Genomic DNA, 13,986 nt, shown 5'->3' with positions numbered 1-13,986 from the left:
AGCGCAGGGGGTGAGGCGCAACGCCCCGCTCCCTGGCTAGCCCTTCACACAGACGAACTGCTTCAGCTTCGCCACGACCTCCACAAGGTCACGCTGCTGCGCCATCACCTGGTCGATGTTCTTGTAGGCACCCGGAATCTCATCCAGTACCCCGGAGTCCTTTCGGCACTCCACGCCTCGCGTCTGCTCCTCCAGGTCCTTGGTCGTGAAGTGCCGCTTCGCCGCGTTACGGCTCATACGCCGACCCGCCCCATGCGACGCGGAATTGAAGGCCTTCTCGTTCCCGAGCCCCTTCACGATGTACGAGCTGGTGCCCATCGATCCCGGGATGATCCCGAACTCACCGGAGCCGGCCCGGATCGCTCCCTTGCGGGTGACGAGCAGGTCCATGCCCTCGTACCGCTCCTCCGAAACGTAGTTATGGTGACAGGAGATCTCCGGTTCGAAGGTCGGCTTGGCCTTCTTGAACTCCTTGCGGATCACATCCTTCAAGAGCGCCATCATGAGCGCACGGTTGTACTTGGCGTACTCCTGCGCCCAGTAGAGATCGTTCCTGTAGGCCGCCATCTGCGGGGTGTCCGAAACGAACACCGCCAAGTCACGGTCGACCAGACCCTGGTTGTGCGGAAGCTTCTGTGCGACACCGATGTGGTGCTCGGCCAGTTCCTTGCCGATGTTGCGGGAACCGGAGTGCAGCATGAGCCAGATCGAATCTGACTGATCAAGACACAATTCGATCATGTGGTTCCCGGATCCGAGCGTTCCCATCTGCTTATGTGCCCGTTCCTGACGGAATTTGACCGCCTCCGCAACCCCCTCAAACCGCCCCCAGAACTCCCCCCACCCCGCCGTAGCGAGCCCATGGAAATCCCCCGGCTCCACCGGATCCTCATGCATCCCCCGCCCCACCGGAATCGCCTGCTCGATCTTCGACCGCAGCCGCGACAGATCCCCCGGCAGGTCATTCGCCGTCAACGACGTCTTCACCGCCGACATCCCGCAGCCGATGTCCACCCCGACCGCCGCCGGGCACACCGCACCCTGCATCGCGATCACCGAGCCGACCGTCGCACCCTTGCCGTAGTGCACGTCCGGCATGACGGCCAGGCCCTTGATCCACGGCAGGGTGGCCACGTTCTGCAGCTGGCGCAGGGCCACGTCCTCGACCGTCGCGGGGTCCGTCCACATCCGGATCGGGACCTTCGCGCCCGGCATCTCCACGTACGACATACGTTCCTCGTTCCCCCGGTTACGACAACAAAAGGCTTAAAAGCAACAAGCACGGCATAGCGGAAAACAAGTGCCAAGGAAGGTGAAATGGGACAGGGGACCGGCGTCCACCGCGGTGCGTGCGATACACATTGTCTCCAGGGGGCGCCCCGCTGCGGCAAGCGATTAACCAGCGGGGACACTGGAGCAGCATGCGAGCGCAGACCCACCGAGAGGAGCCCGTCCGTGCAGCGGAAGGCGTACGTATCCGGCACCGCCGCCCTCCTCGCGGCGCTGCTGGCCGGCTGCACGAGCGGCTCCGGCGGCGACGGCTCGACGGACAACGCCAACCCGGGCGAGGCCGGTACGACGACGGCCGCCGCGCAGCCGGGCAAGTACCGTACGCTGCCGGAGCCCTGTGGCGCGGTCGGTCACGACACCCTCGGCACGCTGCTGCCCGGCATCAAGCAGATGACCGACCCCGGCCAGCAGGACAAGGCCTATCAGGGCGACGCGGAGCTGACGTACGACACGGACCGCAAGGTCGGGTGCCATTGGAAGGTCGACTCCGACGACGCCACCGACCGCCTGTCGATCGACTTCGAGCGCGTGGTGTCGTACGACAACAGGGTCAGCGACGACGACCAGGCGAAGAAGCTGTTCGCGGACATGGAGTCGGCGGCCGATCTGCCGGTGCCGAGCGGGACGCCGTCCCCGTCCTCGTCCCACTCCGGTGGCACCCCGTCCGGCTCCCCCTCCCCCTCGGGCTCCCCGTCGGGTTCCCCGTCCAACTCCCCGAGCGGCAGCCCCTCCGGCTCTCCTTCCGGTTCGGCGTCGTCGTCCCCCGGTTCCACTCCGGCCGATCTGCAGCCGCGTGTGCTGACCGATCTCGGTGACGACGCGTATCTGGACGACCAGCTCGCCGCGTCCGGTTCGACGGCCGAACAGCGGACGGTGACTGTGGTGTTCCGCACGTCCAACGTGCTCGTCACCCTCGTGTACGAGGAGCAGCCGACGGCGACGGGAACGGTCCCGGACAGCAAGGAAATGCAGGACAGGGCCCGTAATCTGGCCTCCAGGCTCGATGACGCGCTGGGCGGCTGACGCCCGGCGCACCCCGCCGTTGCCCCGCTCGCAATGAACGCGAACGGAAACCGCACAGCTCCTTCACCGCGTACCGTGGCCCGGCAGGAACCCGCACCAGCACCGAGCGTAGTGAAGGAACCATGCAGCGAGCAGCCCAGCGACACGACCGTGCCCAGCAAGCAGTGCGTGGCAAGCGCCTGAGCCGTGTGCTTGTCTGCGCGGCAGCCGTTCCCGCGATGCTGATCACCGCCGCCTGTTCGTCGGACTCGGGTGACTCCAAGAGCAAGGGTGGCGGCAGCGGTACGACGCAGTCCGTGGACGCGTCCGGTACGCAGTCGTCGGCGAGCGCGTCCCCGACGGTGCAGGCGGCGGCGTACGGCAGGCTTCCCGACCCGTGCGCGGTGCTGTCGAAGAACACCCTCACCGACCTGGTGCCGAAGGGTATTTCGGGCAAGAAGGGCAGTTCGGACGACCCCTCGTTGCGCTCGTCCTGCTCCTGGAGCAGCCTGGACAACAACGGTGTGAAGGGCTCGCAGTTCCGCTGGCTGAACGTCTCGCTGCTGCGGTTCGACTCGAACAGCACGCGTGGCACCGGTGAGGCGCAGGCGCACACGTACTTCGCGCAGCAGGTCAAGGACGCCCAGGCGGTGGACGGCGCGAAGAACACCAAGGAGGTGCCGCTGTCCGGCACGGGTTCGGAGGCGGCGGCGGTGCGCTACGACCTGCAGAAGAAGGAAGGTCTCTTCAAGCAGCAGACGGTGGTCGCCCGGGTCGAGAACGTGGTCGTCACGCTCGACTTCAACGGTGCCGGTCTCGCGGGTGACAAGACGCCGGACGCGGACGATCTGACGCAGTCGGCGGAGAAGGCGGTCAAGGAGGCGGTCGGCGCGGTGTCCTCCGCCAACGGCGGCTCCTCCTCGTCGTCGTCCGGTTCGTCGTCCTCTTCTTCTCCTTCCCCCTCCAAGTCGGCGTCCGCGTCGCCCTCTTCCAGCGCGTCCGCGTCCAAGCCGGCGGACAAGAAGGGCTGACCGCGGGACCCTCTCCGATGGGCGTGGCGTCGGTGAACTCCCGACCGATGCCACGTTCGCCGCATGCGTGTGCCACCCTGTTGCGCGAACGACAGGCAAGGGGAGGGGAGTACGAGTGGCCGCGCCACCGCAGCTGACCCGGATGCACCGCGTACTCATCGGCGTGGTGGTGACCGGCGCCTTGATCATCGCCGGCATCGGTTTCGCCGGCTCGTACGCGGCCGTCCGTGAGCTGGCACTCAAGAAGGGCTTCGGGAACTTCTCGTACGTGTTCCCGGTGGGCATCGACGCGGGCATCTGTGTCCTGCTGTCCCTGGACCTGCTGCTGACCTGGATCCGTATCCCCTTCCCGCTGCTGCGTCAGACGGCGTGGCTGCTGACGGCGGCGACGATCGCGTTCAACGGCGCCGCCGCCTGGCCGGACCCGCTGGGTGTGGGTATGCACGCGGTGATCCCGATCCTGTTCGTGGTCGCGGTCGAGGCCGCCCGCCACGCCGTGGGCCGCATCGCCGACATCACGGCCGACAAGCACATGGAGGGCGTCCGCCTCACCCGCTGGCTGCTCTCCCCGGTCCCGACGTTCCTCCTGTGGCGCCGCATGAAGCTGTGGGAACTGCGCTCCTACGACCAGGTCATCAAGCTGGAGCAGGAACGTCTCGTCTACCAGGCCCGTCTGCACTCCCGCTTCGGCCGGGCGTGGCGCAGGAAGGCTCCGGTGGAGTCCCTGATGCCGCTGAGGCTGGCACGGTACGGCGTCCCGCTGACGGAGACGGCCCCGGCGGGCTTGGCGGCGGCGGGCATCGAGCCGGTCCTGCTCCCGCCGGCGCCGCGGCAGCCGCAGCTGGCGGCGGCCGACGTGCCTGCCGTGACTGCGGGCGATCGTGCCGCTGGGGCGGCGCCCGTCCCCCAGCAGGCGGCGCTTCCCAGCGAGCAGCGCCCCGCACCTCCCGCGGACGTGGACGACCAGAGCCCTTGGTTCCAGGCCCAGCAGCAGCTGGAGTACCACGGCGGCTACGACCCCAGCTACGACCCGCCCCCGGAGCCTCAGTACGTCCCGGAAGAGGAGTACGGGGAGTGGTACGAGGACCAGCCGCCGGAGCAGTTCCAGCAGCCTTCCCCGGAGGAGACCGGCAGCTTCCCCATCCCGGTCACCGCGAACCGCACCCGTGAACTGGGGGAGGGAGGCGGCTCCGAACCGGACGAGGAGGCGTACTACCAGGTCTTTCGCCAGTCGATCAACGGCAGCTACCCGACCCCCGGTCAGTTCGTCGACAACGTGCAGGCCGAGTTCGGCATCAGCCTCCCCGACCCGGAGGCCAAGCGCATGGTCAGCAACTTCACCGTCCGCCACACCGCGGAACTGGAAGAGGACCACATCGCATGAACAGCAGAAGGCGCCCGGTGCCGAACGGCACCGGGCGCCTTCATCGCCGTAGCGGCGGCCCTACTCCCCGAGCAGGCGCCGCACCCGCTCCTGCCCCACGGCGAGCAGCAGCGTGGGCAGTCGCGGCCCGGTGTCCCGCCCGACGAGCAGGTGGTACAGCAGGGCGAAGAAGGTGCGCTGGGCGGTCTTGATCTCCGGCGGCAGCTCCTTGGGCGTGGCGTCGGCGGAGAACCCGGCCTGCACCTTCGGCACGCCGTAGACGAGGTGGGTCAGCCCGTCGAGCGACCAGTGCTCGGCGAGGCCGTCGAGCAGCAGTCGTACGGACTGCTGGGACGCCTCGTCGAGGGACTTCAGCAGTTCGGCGTCGGGCTCGTCCCGGACGATGGTGCGCTGGTCGGCCGGGACGTGCGTGTTGATCCAGGCCTCGGCCTTGTCGTACCGGGGCCGGGCCTCGTCGAGCGAGGCGAGCGGCTGGTCCGGGTCCAGCTCGGAGAGGATCCGCAGTGCCTGGTCCTCGTGGCCGGCGGTGATGTCGGCGACGGACGCGAGCGTGCGGTACGGCAGCGCGCGCGACGTCTTCGGCAGCTCGCCGGCGGCCGTACCGACGGCACGCGTGTACGCGGCGATGTCGGCCGGCAGGGCGGAACCGTCGGCGACCTTGGCCGCGAGCTTGTCCCACTCGTCGTAGAGCCGCTGGATCTCCTGGTCGAAGGCGATCTTGAAGGACTGGTTGGGCCTGCGGCGGGCGTAGAGCCAGCGCAGGATCTGCGGCTCCATGATCTTCAGCGCGTCGGCGGGGGTGGGCACGCCACCACGCGACGACGACATCTTCGCCATGCCGGAGATGCCGACGAAGGCGTACATGGGGCCGATCGGCTGCTTGCCGCCGAAGATCCCGACGATCTGTCCGCCGACCTGGAAGGACGACCCGGGAGACGAGTGGTCGACACCGCTGGGCTCGAAGATCACGCCCTCGTACGCCCAGCGCATCGGCCAGTCGACCTTCCAGACCAGCTTGCCGCGGTTGAACTCGCTGAGCCGGACGGTCTCGGCGTGGCCGCAGTCGTTGCAGACGTACGCCAGCTCGGTGCTGTCGTCGTCGTACGACGTGACGGTCGTCAGGTCCTTCTCGCAGGTGCCGCAGTACGGCTTGTACGGGAAGTAGCCGGCGGAGCCGGACGAGCCGTCGTCCTCGCTCGCCGCGCCGGAGCCCTCCTCGGCCTCCAGCTCGGCCTCGTCGACGGCCTTCTGCTGGGGCTTCTTCGGGGCCTTCTTCGTGCGGTACTGGGCGAGGACCGCGTCGATGTCGCCGCGGTGCTTCATGGCGTGCAGGATCTGCTCGCGGTAGACACCGGAGGTGTACTGCGCGGTCTGGCTGATCCCGTCGAACTCGACGCCCAGCTCGGCGAGCGAGGCGATCATGGCGGCCTTGAAGTGCTCGGCCCAGTTCGGGTAGGACGACCCCTGCGGTGCCGGGACGGAGGTCAGCGGCTTGCCGATGTGCTGGGCCCAGGACTCGTCGACGCCCTCGATGCCGGCCGGGACCTTGCGGTAGCGGTCGTAGTCGTCCCAGGAGATCAGGTGCCGGACCTCGTACCCACGGCGGCGGATCTCGTCCGCGACCAGGTGGGGGGTCATGACCTCGCGGAGATTGCCCAGGTGGATCGGGCCGGAGGGGGAGAGACCGGACGCGACGACCACGGGTTTGCCGGGGGCTCGGCGCTCCGACTCCTCGATGACGTCATCCGCGAAACGGGAGACCCAGTCGGCGGTCTCGGTGCTCTGAGCCACGATCGGCACGTCCTTCTTTCTGAACGGGGTGGCACTCCATCTGATCGGGGTGACACTCCATTCTCACAGACCGGATCGCGCCCGCGAAAACCGCTTTACCCAACATGGGATACTGGCTGGGACTATCCATCCCCACGAGGAGAACGGCACCCATTCCTATGGCCTCGGTCACGTCCCTCAGCGATTCCGTCCAGCAGCACCTCGCGTCCGCCCTCTCGGCCACCCTGCCGGAGGCCGCCGGCGCGGACCCGCTGCTGCGACGAAGCGACCGGGCCGACTTCCAGGCCAACGGGATCCTGGCCCTGGCCAAGAAGGCGAAGGCGAACCCCCGGGAGCTGGCGACGCAGGTCGTCTCCCAGGTGGTGACGGGTGACGAGCTGATCAAGGATGTCGAGGTCTCGGGCCCCGGCTTCCTGAACATCACGATCGCGGACCGGGCGATCACCGGGAACCTGGCCGCGCGGTACGCGGACGAGACGGGCCGCCTCGGCGTGCCCACCTCGGACCGGCCGGGTACGACGGTGGTCGACTACGCGCAGCCGAACGTGGCGAAGGAGATGCACGTAGGCCACCTGCGCTCCGCGGTGATCGGCGACTCGGTGGTCCAGCTTCTCGAGTTCACCGGCGAGAACGTGGTCCGCCGCCACCACATCGGCGACTGGGGCACCCAGTTCGGCATGCTCATCCAGTACCTGGAGGAGCACCCGCACGAGCTGGACCACAAGGCGTCCGCCGAGGACACGGCCGCCTCCGGCGAGGAGGCGATGTCGAACCTGGACCGCCTCTACAAGGCGGCGAGGAAGAAGTTCGACGCGGACGAGGAGTTCAAGACGCGCTCCCGCCGCCGGGTGGTGGACCTCCAGGCGGGTGACCCGAAGACCCTCGCCACGTGGCAGAAGTTCGTGGACGAGTCGAAGATCTACTTCTTCTCCGTCTTCGAGAAGCTGGACATGGAGATCCAGGACGCGGACATCGTCGGCGAGTCGGGCTACAACGACATGCTGGCGGAGACCTGCCGCCTGCTGGAGGAGTCGGGCGTGGCGGTCCGCTCCGAGGGCGCCCTGTGTGTCTTCTTCGAGGACATCTTGGGCCCGGACGGCAACCCGGTCCCGCTGATCGTGCAGAAGTCGGACGGCGGCTACGGCTACGCGGCGACGGACCTGTCGGCGATCCGTGATCGTGTCTTCAACCTGAAGGCGAGCACGCTCCTCTATGTCGTGGACGCCCGCCAGGCCCTGCATTTCCGGATGGTCTTCGAGACGGCGCGCCGGGCCGGCTGGCTGAACGACGACGTCACGGCGGTGCAGCTGGCGTTCGGCACGGTTCTCGGCAAGGACGGCAAGCCGTTCAAGACGCGTGAGGGCGAGACGGTCCGTCTGGTCGACCTGCTGGACGAGGCGATCGACCGCGCCTCGGCCGTGGTCCGGGAGAAGGCCCAGGACCTGTCCGCGGAGGAGATCGCCGAGCGGGGCGCCCAGGTGGGCATCGGCGCGGTGAAGTACGCGGACCTGTCGACGTCGGCGAACCGGGACTACAAGTTCGACCTGGACCAGATGGTCTCGCTGAACGGCGACACGAGCGTCTACCTCCAGTACGCCTACGCCCGTATCCGGTCCATCCTCCGCAAGGCCGGCGACACCCGTCCGGCCGCGCACCCGGAGCTGGAACTGGCGGCGGCGGAGCGCGCGCTGGGCCTCCACGCGGACGCCTTCGCGGAGACGGTGGCGGAGGCGGCGTCGGAGCACGCCCCCCACAAGCTGGCGGCGTACCTCTACCAGCTGGCCTCCCTCTACACGACCTTCTACGACAAGTGCCCGGTCCTGAAGGCCGAGACGCCGGAGCAGGTGGAGAACCGCCTCTTCCTCTGCGACGTCACGGCCCGCACCCTGCACCGGGGCATGGCCCTCCTGGGCATCAGGACCCCGGAAAAGCTCTGACCCGGGGCCCTCAGGGGCGAGCCGCGTTCTCCTCGGCGAGCTCCCGGGCGCGGCGGGCCAGGGCGTGTCGTACGGCGTCCGGGGCGAGGACGCGCAGGGGTGTTGCCAGGCCCAGGAGGTAGCGGGCGAGGCCGTCCGCGTCCGGGCCGCCGATGTCGACGACCGTCGCGTCCGGGCCGTCGGGGTGGTGGGTGCCGGTCGTGGCGGGGATGAGGCGCAGGGCTTCCCGGAGGGGGACGGGGAGGCGGATGGTCGCCGTCAGCGGGTAGGGGCCGTTGGCGATGTTGCGGGAGACCAGGTGGGCCGGGTCCGGCGGGTCGGTGAGGTCCGCCGGGTGGCCGGTGGGCTGGACGCGGTCGACGCGGTCGGCGCGGAAGGTGCGCCACTGGCCCCGGGCCACGTCCCGCGCGACGAAGTACCAGCGCCGGCCGGTGTGGACCAGGCGGTACGGGTCGATGTCCCGGACGGTGGCCCGCCCCGCTCCGTCCGTGTACGACAGCCGGGCCCGCTCTCCTCGCCGGCACGCCGCCGCCAGCTCCAGCAGCAGGCCGGGGCTGATCTGTGGTCCGTCGGTCCCCGGGAGCCGTACGAAGGCGTCGTCCAGCTCGCCGAGACGGTCGGCGATGCGCCGGGGCAGGACCTGGCGCAGCTTCAGCATCGCGGACAGGGCCGCCTGGTCGCCGCCCAGCGCCGCCTCGCTCAACCCCACCGCCACGGCCAGCGCCTCCTCGTCGTCCAGGATCAGAGGGGGCAGGTGGGAGCCGGCGCGGAGGCGGTAACCGCCCCAGGGGCCGGCCTCGGAGTCCACCGTGTAGCCGAGTTCCCTGAGTCTCGCCACATCCCGGCGGACCGTGCGGTCGGTGACCTCCATGCGCTCGGCCAGTTCGGCGCAGGTCCAGGACGGGCGGGAGGAGAGGAGCGAGAGCAGCCGGAGCAGGCGGGCGGACGCGGCGATCACGGCCGAAGTCTCACACACGATCGGGACAACCAGGACCGGAACTGTCCTGGTCATGTCCTAGCGTCGTCCCCATGAGCACAGACACCCCTTCCGCGCCCGCGTTCCGCTACGCCGCCGTCACCTTCGACTGCGCCGACCCCGCCGAAATGGCCCGCTTCTACGGCGAGTTGCTCGGCTTCCCGGTCCTGTACTCCAGCGACGACTTCGTCCTCCTCGGCAAGGAGGGCGCGGCCGGCCTCGGCTTCAACCGCCTCGCCGACTACCGCCCGCCCACCTGGCCGGACCCGGCGCAGGAGAAGCAGGCGCACATCGAGCTGGGCGTGGACGACCTGGACATCGCCGAGAAGCATCTGCTCGAACTGGGCGCCACCAAGCCGGAGTTCCAGCCGCAGCCGGACCGCTGGCGGGTACTGCTGGACCCGGCCGGGCACCCGTTCTGCATCACGACCCTGGTCTGACGACACCCCGGCTATACACTCCCCGCGGGGGCTCCATTTCTCTGGGGGGACGGTCGCCATGGGCACCGAGATCTACTTCAGCAACAACTACCGTGACCTGTCCGTAGAGCACGGCACAGGGGCGGGTTTCCAGTTCGAGTTCAACTGCTCGCGTTGCTGGGACACCTGGCGGTCGCCGTTCGAGCCGTTCCGGGCCGGGCAGGTCGCCGGGTGGCTGTCCCGGGGCGTGAACGCGGCGTGGTCACTCGTCGGCGGCAGCGCCACGCAGGGCGTGACCAATGCCGCGGACGGGCTCGCGGGGGCGAGCTTCGGCAACCAGCGGGACGCGGCGTTCACCCGCGCGATCGGGAACGCGCAGAGCCACTTCAACCGCTGTGCGCGCTGCACCAGTTACGTCTGCGCCCGCTGCTGGAACGCGGGGCAGGGGCTGTGCCTGAACTGCTCCCCGGACACCGCGGCGGAAGCGCAGGCTGCACAGCAGCGGGGGCTGAACGACATGGTCACCCAGCGGGCGTACGACGCCGGCCAGCAGCAGGGCACCGGGTACGACGTCGCGAGCCCGCGCCAGCTGGTCTGCCCCCACTGCCGTACGGAGACGAGGGGCGGCGCGTTCTGCCATGGCTGCGGCCACCGTCTCGCGCAGACCACGCACTGCTCGTCCTGCAACAGCGCCCTCCCGGACGACGCCGCCTTCTGCCCGTCCTGCGGCACCAGACGCTGACGGCGGGGCGCGGGGAGGAATCAGAGAACGGCTCCTCCCACCGGCCGCTCCCGCATCTCGTTCCCTCCGCCCGGGCCCGGCTCACCTGACCGTCGGCCCCGTTTCGCCCGTGGGGTCCGTTGGGGCCACAGCAGGACGTACGCCGCCGACCCGATGCAGAAGGCCAGCCGGATGAGGCCCCTGGTGGAGTCGGACGGGACCACCAGGGCGCTGCCGTAGAGGGAGATGAGGGCGATCCAGCTGACCCAGGGGACCAGGCGGCGTTGGCCGATGGAGTCCCACAACAGGGTGCCCAGGAGGACCGAGGCGTTGTAGTACGTGTACACGCTCGGGTCCAGCATGATGCGGGCGTCGACCGCCAGGAACACCACCGCCGGCCAGCGGTTGCGGCGTACGGCCAGGGCGCCCAGGGCCACGCCGAGGGCCATCTGGGCGGGGCGGTCCCACGGGGGTGTCGCGGGGTCGTTCACGCCGAACCAGCGCAGGGCGGACGCCGGTTGGTTGGGGATGGTGAAGCGGGCGGCGTGCAGGGTTTCCAGGTGGGTCAGGTAGAAGGGCAGCCACGCCACCGCCACCAGGCCGAACGCCCAGAACGCCGAGCGCAGCCGGTTCGGGCGGGGGACGGCCAGGAGCAGGGGGAGGAAGCCCACCGCCCAGGGTTTCGAGTCCACCGCGAGGGCCAGGAAGACGCCTACCGCCGTGGCATTGCCCCGCACCAGCGCACGTATCGCGAGCGTCGTGAAGAACAGCGCCAGGACGTCGTCGAGATGCGCGAAGCGGACCGAGACCTCCACCCACATCGGGATGAAGGCCGCACCCGCGACCAGGACCCGTTGCTGGAGGCGTTTGTGGTTCAGGCCCGTGCCCCGGTTGTAGTCCGCCGCCGCGCGGCCGATCAGCACCAGCATGTACAGGCCGAGGCCGGACATGAACGCGTCGGCGAGTTTCTCGCCCATCGCGTCGGGGAAGGGTGCGAAGAGCCCGGCCACCAGGAAGCTGACGGGGCCTATCTGCAGCTCGGGGTGGTTGGCGTAGAGGGCCAGGCCACCACCGCCCCGCTGGCCGAAGAGCAGTTGCTCGCCCTCGCGCAGATAGTGCCAGGACACGGCCGCGTGGCGTTCGGCCACCACGAACCACACGGCCGTCCACAACGTGAGCAGCACAATGTGCCACCGCACCGGGCTATTCCCGAGCCGCACGTCTCGTATCCGTCCTTCCCGTCACTGCACCGCCTGTTAAGAGGGGCCACAGGGGCCGCAGGTTCATCGTGCCGGTCTTCGGTAACGGGATTGTCAGTGGGTCCCCCTACAGTCACGGGCATGGCGACTCTTCCCAACCCGCTGCCCAGACTTTCCACCGACCCCAGCGGGCGTTCCCTGGGACTACAGCTTCCTCCCGGACGGCTGGTCGACGCGACGGACGACGGGCCCTGGCACGAGCCTCTGCTGTGGCACGCGGAGAAGCCGGCCGCGCCCGGCACCTGGAAGGCACTGGGCACGCCGGGCGCCCGGGTCGGTCTCCTGCCCGTGCTCGTGGATCTGGGCGCTTGTCGAAGCGGCCCGGAGGACTGGGGACTGCTGCCCGGCGAGCCCTCGTATCCGGGCGACCACGACGCCGAGGTCGTCCTCGGGGAGTACTGGGAGGAGGAGACGGCGGAGCTGGCGGACGGTGCGGAGATCGCGCCGTTCGGGGACGAGTGGCCCGGGCTCGCGCCCGCCGGGCAGCTCGCCGCCGACCCGGAAACCCGGGCCGCCCAGGTCGCCGACGCCCTGGAGAGCGGGCCGGGCATGCTGATCGAGGAGGCGCATCTCGCCCTGGTCCCGGCCCGCCGGTCCGCCGACATACCGGCGGCGATCGGCTGGACCGGCCCGGTGAACTACGAGAGCGACGTGGCCCGGATGTGCGCGGTCCTGCGCTCCTGGGAGGACCGGTTCGGCATCCGCGTCGTCGCCCTCGGCCTGGACGCCCTCGTCGTGTCCGTCGCCGCCCCGCCGACCACCCAGGAGGCCGCCGAGGCGGTCGCGGCGGAGCACTTCGCGCTGTGCCCGGACAACATCGTCCACGGTGAGTACGACGACGCCGAGAGCCTGCGCGCGTACGCCAAGTCCCTGATCGGCGAGCCCCTCTGGACCTTCTGGTGGGACTGACCCGCCCGTGACTCAGCCGCTGAGCCCCCGCTCCAGCCTCCGCAGCCCCTCCGCGATCTCCTCCGGTGTCTGGGTGACGAAGCACAGCCGGAGGGTGGCGGGGTCGGGGGTGCCGGCGTAGAAGGGCGCGCCGGGGACGTACGCCACGTTGTGCTCCACGACGCGCGGCAGCAGGGCGACGGTGTCGTACGACGGTGGCAGCCGGACCCACAGGAACATGCCGCCCTCGGGCCGGTTCCACCGCGAGCCGGCCGGCAGGGCGTCGGGCAGGCCCGCCAGCAGGGCGTCCCGGCGGGCGCCGTAGACCTCGCGTATCCGGGCGACATGGGCGTCCAGGCCGGGCAGGTACCGTGCCGCCGCGAGCTGGTTGAGCGTCGGGGTGTGCAGGTCCGCCGCCTGCTTGGCCACCGCGCACGCCCGGCGCAGCCCGGCCGGGGCGCGCAGCCAGCCGAGGCGCAGTCCGGGGGCCATGACCTTGGAGAGGGAGCCGAGCAGGACCGTCCGGTCCTCGGCGCCGGGCAGGGAGGCGATCCAGGGGACGTGCTCGCCGTCGTAGCGGAGTTCGCCGTACGGGTCGTCCTCGACGATCCACAGGCCCGCGCGGGCGGCCACGGCGGCGATCGCCGCGCGGCGCGGCGCGGGCATCGTACGGCCGGTGGGGTTCTGGAAGGTGGGGACGAGGTAGAGCAGCTTGGGGCGCTCGCGGCGGACCGTCTCCTCCAGGGCGGCCGGATCCACCCCGTCCGCGTCGCCCGGCACGGCGACCACGCGCGCGCCGGCGAGGCCGAAGACCTGAAGTGCCGCCAGATAGCAGGGGTCTTCGACGAGGACGGTGTCGCCGGGTTCGAGCAGGGCGGTGGCGAGGAGGGACAGGGCCTGCTGGGAGCCGGTGGTGATCAGCAGGTCGTCGGGGGCGGTGGGCAGGCCCCGGTCGGTGACGCGCGCGGCCAGGGCGGCGCGGAGCGTCGGTTCGCCCTCCGTCGTGGAGTACTGGAGTGCCTGCGCCGGGCTCTGCGCCAGGACCTCCTCGAAGGCCGCCGCGATGCCCTCGCGGTCGAAGAGTTCCGGCGCCGGCAGCCCGCCCGCGAAGTTGATCACCTCGGGGCGCGCGGTGACCGCGAGGATGTCCCGCACCGGCGATCCGCCCACCGTACGGGCGCGTGCGGCGAGCGGCGGGACGGGGGCGGGTGCTCTTTCAGCGAGGGCAGGGGCAGGGGCTGGCTCGGTGAGGGGCATGGCGCGGCTCTCCTTCGGCGCTTCGGTTCTG

12 protein-coding genes are annotated in these 13,986 nt (G+C 70.2%); 7 read left to right on the top strand and 5 right to left on the bottom strand.

The window, feature by feature from the left end; translation table 11 throughout:
* Nucleotides 1-36: 36 nt before the first annotated feature.
* Complete coding sequence (locus ACH47Z_RS24620) at nucleotides 37-1,230, bottom strand: RtcB family protein (protein WP_399077117.1); 1,194 nt, start codon at nucleotides 1,228-1,230, stop codon at nucleotides 37-39.
* Between the two features lie 225 nt (nucleotides 1,231-1,455).
* Between ACH47Z_RS24620 and ACH47Z_RS24615 the strand changes: the two genes are divergently transcribed.
* The 3 genes from ACH47Z_RS24615 (at nucleotide 1,456) to ACH47Z_RS24605 (ending at nucleotide 4,707) form a co-directional block, all read left to right on the top strand.
* On the top strand, nucleotides 1,456-2,313 hold the full coding sequence (locus ACH47Z_RS24615) for a DUF3558 domain-containing protein (protein WP_399077115.1): 858 nt from the start codon (nucleotides 1,456-1,458) through the stop codon (nucleotides 2,311-2,313).
* A gap of 218 nt (nucleotides 2,314-2,531) precedes the next feature.
* Entirely contained in the window at nucleotides 2,532-3,323 is a 792-nt protein-coding gene (locus tag ACH47Z_RS24610; protein ID WP_399077113.1) for a DUF3558 family protein, read from the top strand.
* A 142-nt stretch (nucleotides 3,324-3,465) separates the two neighbouring features.
* Nucleotides 3,466-4,707, top strand: a complete 1,242-nt coding sequence (locus tag ACH47Z_RS24605; protein ID WP_399077530.1) for a DUF2637 domain-containing protein — start codon at nucleotides 3,466-3,468, stop codon at nucleotides 4,705-4,707.
* Between the two features lie 60 nt (nucleotides 4,708-4,767).
* Here ACH47Z_RS24605 and lysS read toward each other — a convergent pair whose 3' ends face one another.
* The gene (gene lysS / locus ACH47Z_RS24600) at nucleotides 4,768-6,507 is read right to left on the bottom strand and encodes a lysine--tRNA ligase (RefSeq protein ID WP_399077111.1); all 1,740 of its coding nucleotides are present in this window, start codon (nucleotides 6,505-6,507) and stop codon (nucleotides 4,768-4,770) included.
* Between the two features lie 149 nt (nucleotides 6,508-6,656).
* Here lysS and argS point away from each other — a divergent pair, with 149 nt between their 5' ends.
* Nucleotides 6,657-8,435 (top strand): arginine--tRNA ligase, encoded by a 1,779-nt coding sequence (argS, locus tag ACH47Z_RS24595; RefSeq protein ID WP_399077109.1) that lies wholly within the window; start codon nucleotides 6,657-6,659, stop codon nucleotides 8,433-8,435.
* A gap of 10 nt (nucleotides 8,436-8,445) precedes the next feature.
* On the opposite strand, the gene ACH47Z_RS24590 is transcribed toward argS, so the two are convergent.
* Nucleotides 8,446-9,393 (bottom strand): helix-turn-helix transcriptional regulator, encoded by a 948-nt coding sequence (locus ACH47Z_RS24590; RefSeq protein ID WP_399077107.1) that lies wholly within the window; start codon nucleotides 9,391-9,393, stop codon nucleotides 8,446-8,448.
* 71 nt (nucleotides 9,394-9,464) lie between these two features.
* Here ACH47Z_RS24590 and ACH47Z_RS24585 point away from each other — a divergent pair, with 71 nt between their 5' ends.
* The gene (locus ACH47Z_RS24585; protein WP_399077105.1) at nucleotides 9,465-9,851 is read left to right on the top strand and encodes a VOC family protein; all 387 of its coding nucleotides are present in this window, start codon (nucleotides 9,465-9,467) and stop codon (nucleotides 9,849-9,851) included.
* A gap of 58 nt (nucleotides 9,852-9,909) precedes the next feature.
* Nucleotides 9,910-10,572 (top strand): zinc ribbon domain-containing protein, encoded by a 663-nt coding sequence (locus tag ACH47Z_RS24580; RefSeq protein WP_399077103.1) that lies wholly within the window; start codon nucleotides 9,910-9,912, stop codon nucleotides 10,570-10,572.
* Between the two features lie 20 nt (nucleotides 10,573-10,592).
* On the opposite strand, the gene ACH47Z_RS24575 is transcribed toward ACH47Z_RS24580, so the two are convergent.
* Complete coding sequence (locus tag ACH47Z_RS24575) at nucleotides 10,593-11,750, bottom strand: hypothetical protein (protein WP_399077101.1); 1,158 nt, start codon at nucleotides 11,748-11,750, stop codon at nucleotides 10,593-10,595.
* 141 nt (nucleotides 11,751-11,891) lie between these two features.
* Between ACH47Z_RS24575 and ACH47Z_RS24570 the strand changes: the two genes are divergently transcribed.
* Nucleotides 11,892-12,719, top strand: a complete 828-nt coding sequence (locus ACH47Z_RS24570) for a DUF4253 domain-containing protein (RefSeq protein ID WP_399077099.1) — start codon at nucleotides 11,892-11,894, stop codon at nucleotides 12,717-12,719.
* 12 nt (nucleotides 12,720-12,731) lie between these two features.
* On the opposite strand, the gene ACH47Z_RS24565 is transcribed toward ACH47Z_RS24570, so the two are convergent.
* Nucleotides 12,732-13,955 carry a PLP-dependent aminotransferase family protein gene (locus ACH47Z_RS24565; protein WP_399077098.1) on the bottom strand — a complete coding sequence of 408 codons (1,224 nt, stop codon included), beginning with the start codon at nucleotides 13,953-13,955 and terminating at the stop codon, nucleotides 12,732-12,734.
* Nucleotides 13,956-13,986: the final 31 nt, after the last annotated feature.

It is taken from the genome of Streptomyces sp. NPDC020192 (genome assembly GCF_044388685.1).
In the GTDB taxonomy this organism is placed as follows: Bacteria; Actinomycetota; Actinomycetes; order Streptomycetales; family Streptomycetaceae; genus Streptomyces.
Note: the sequence above shows the minus strand (reverse complement) of the source record. Positions and strands in the feature narration are given on the sequence as shown.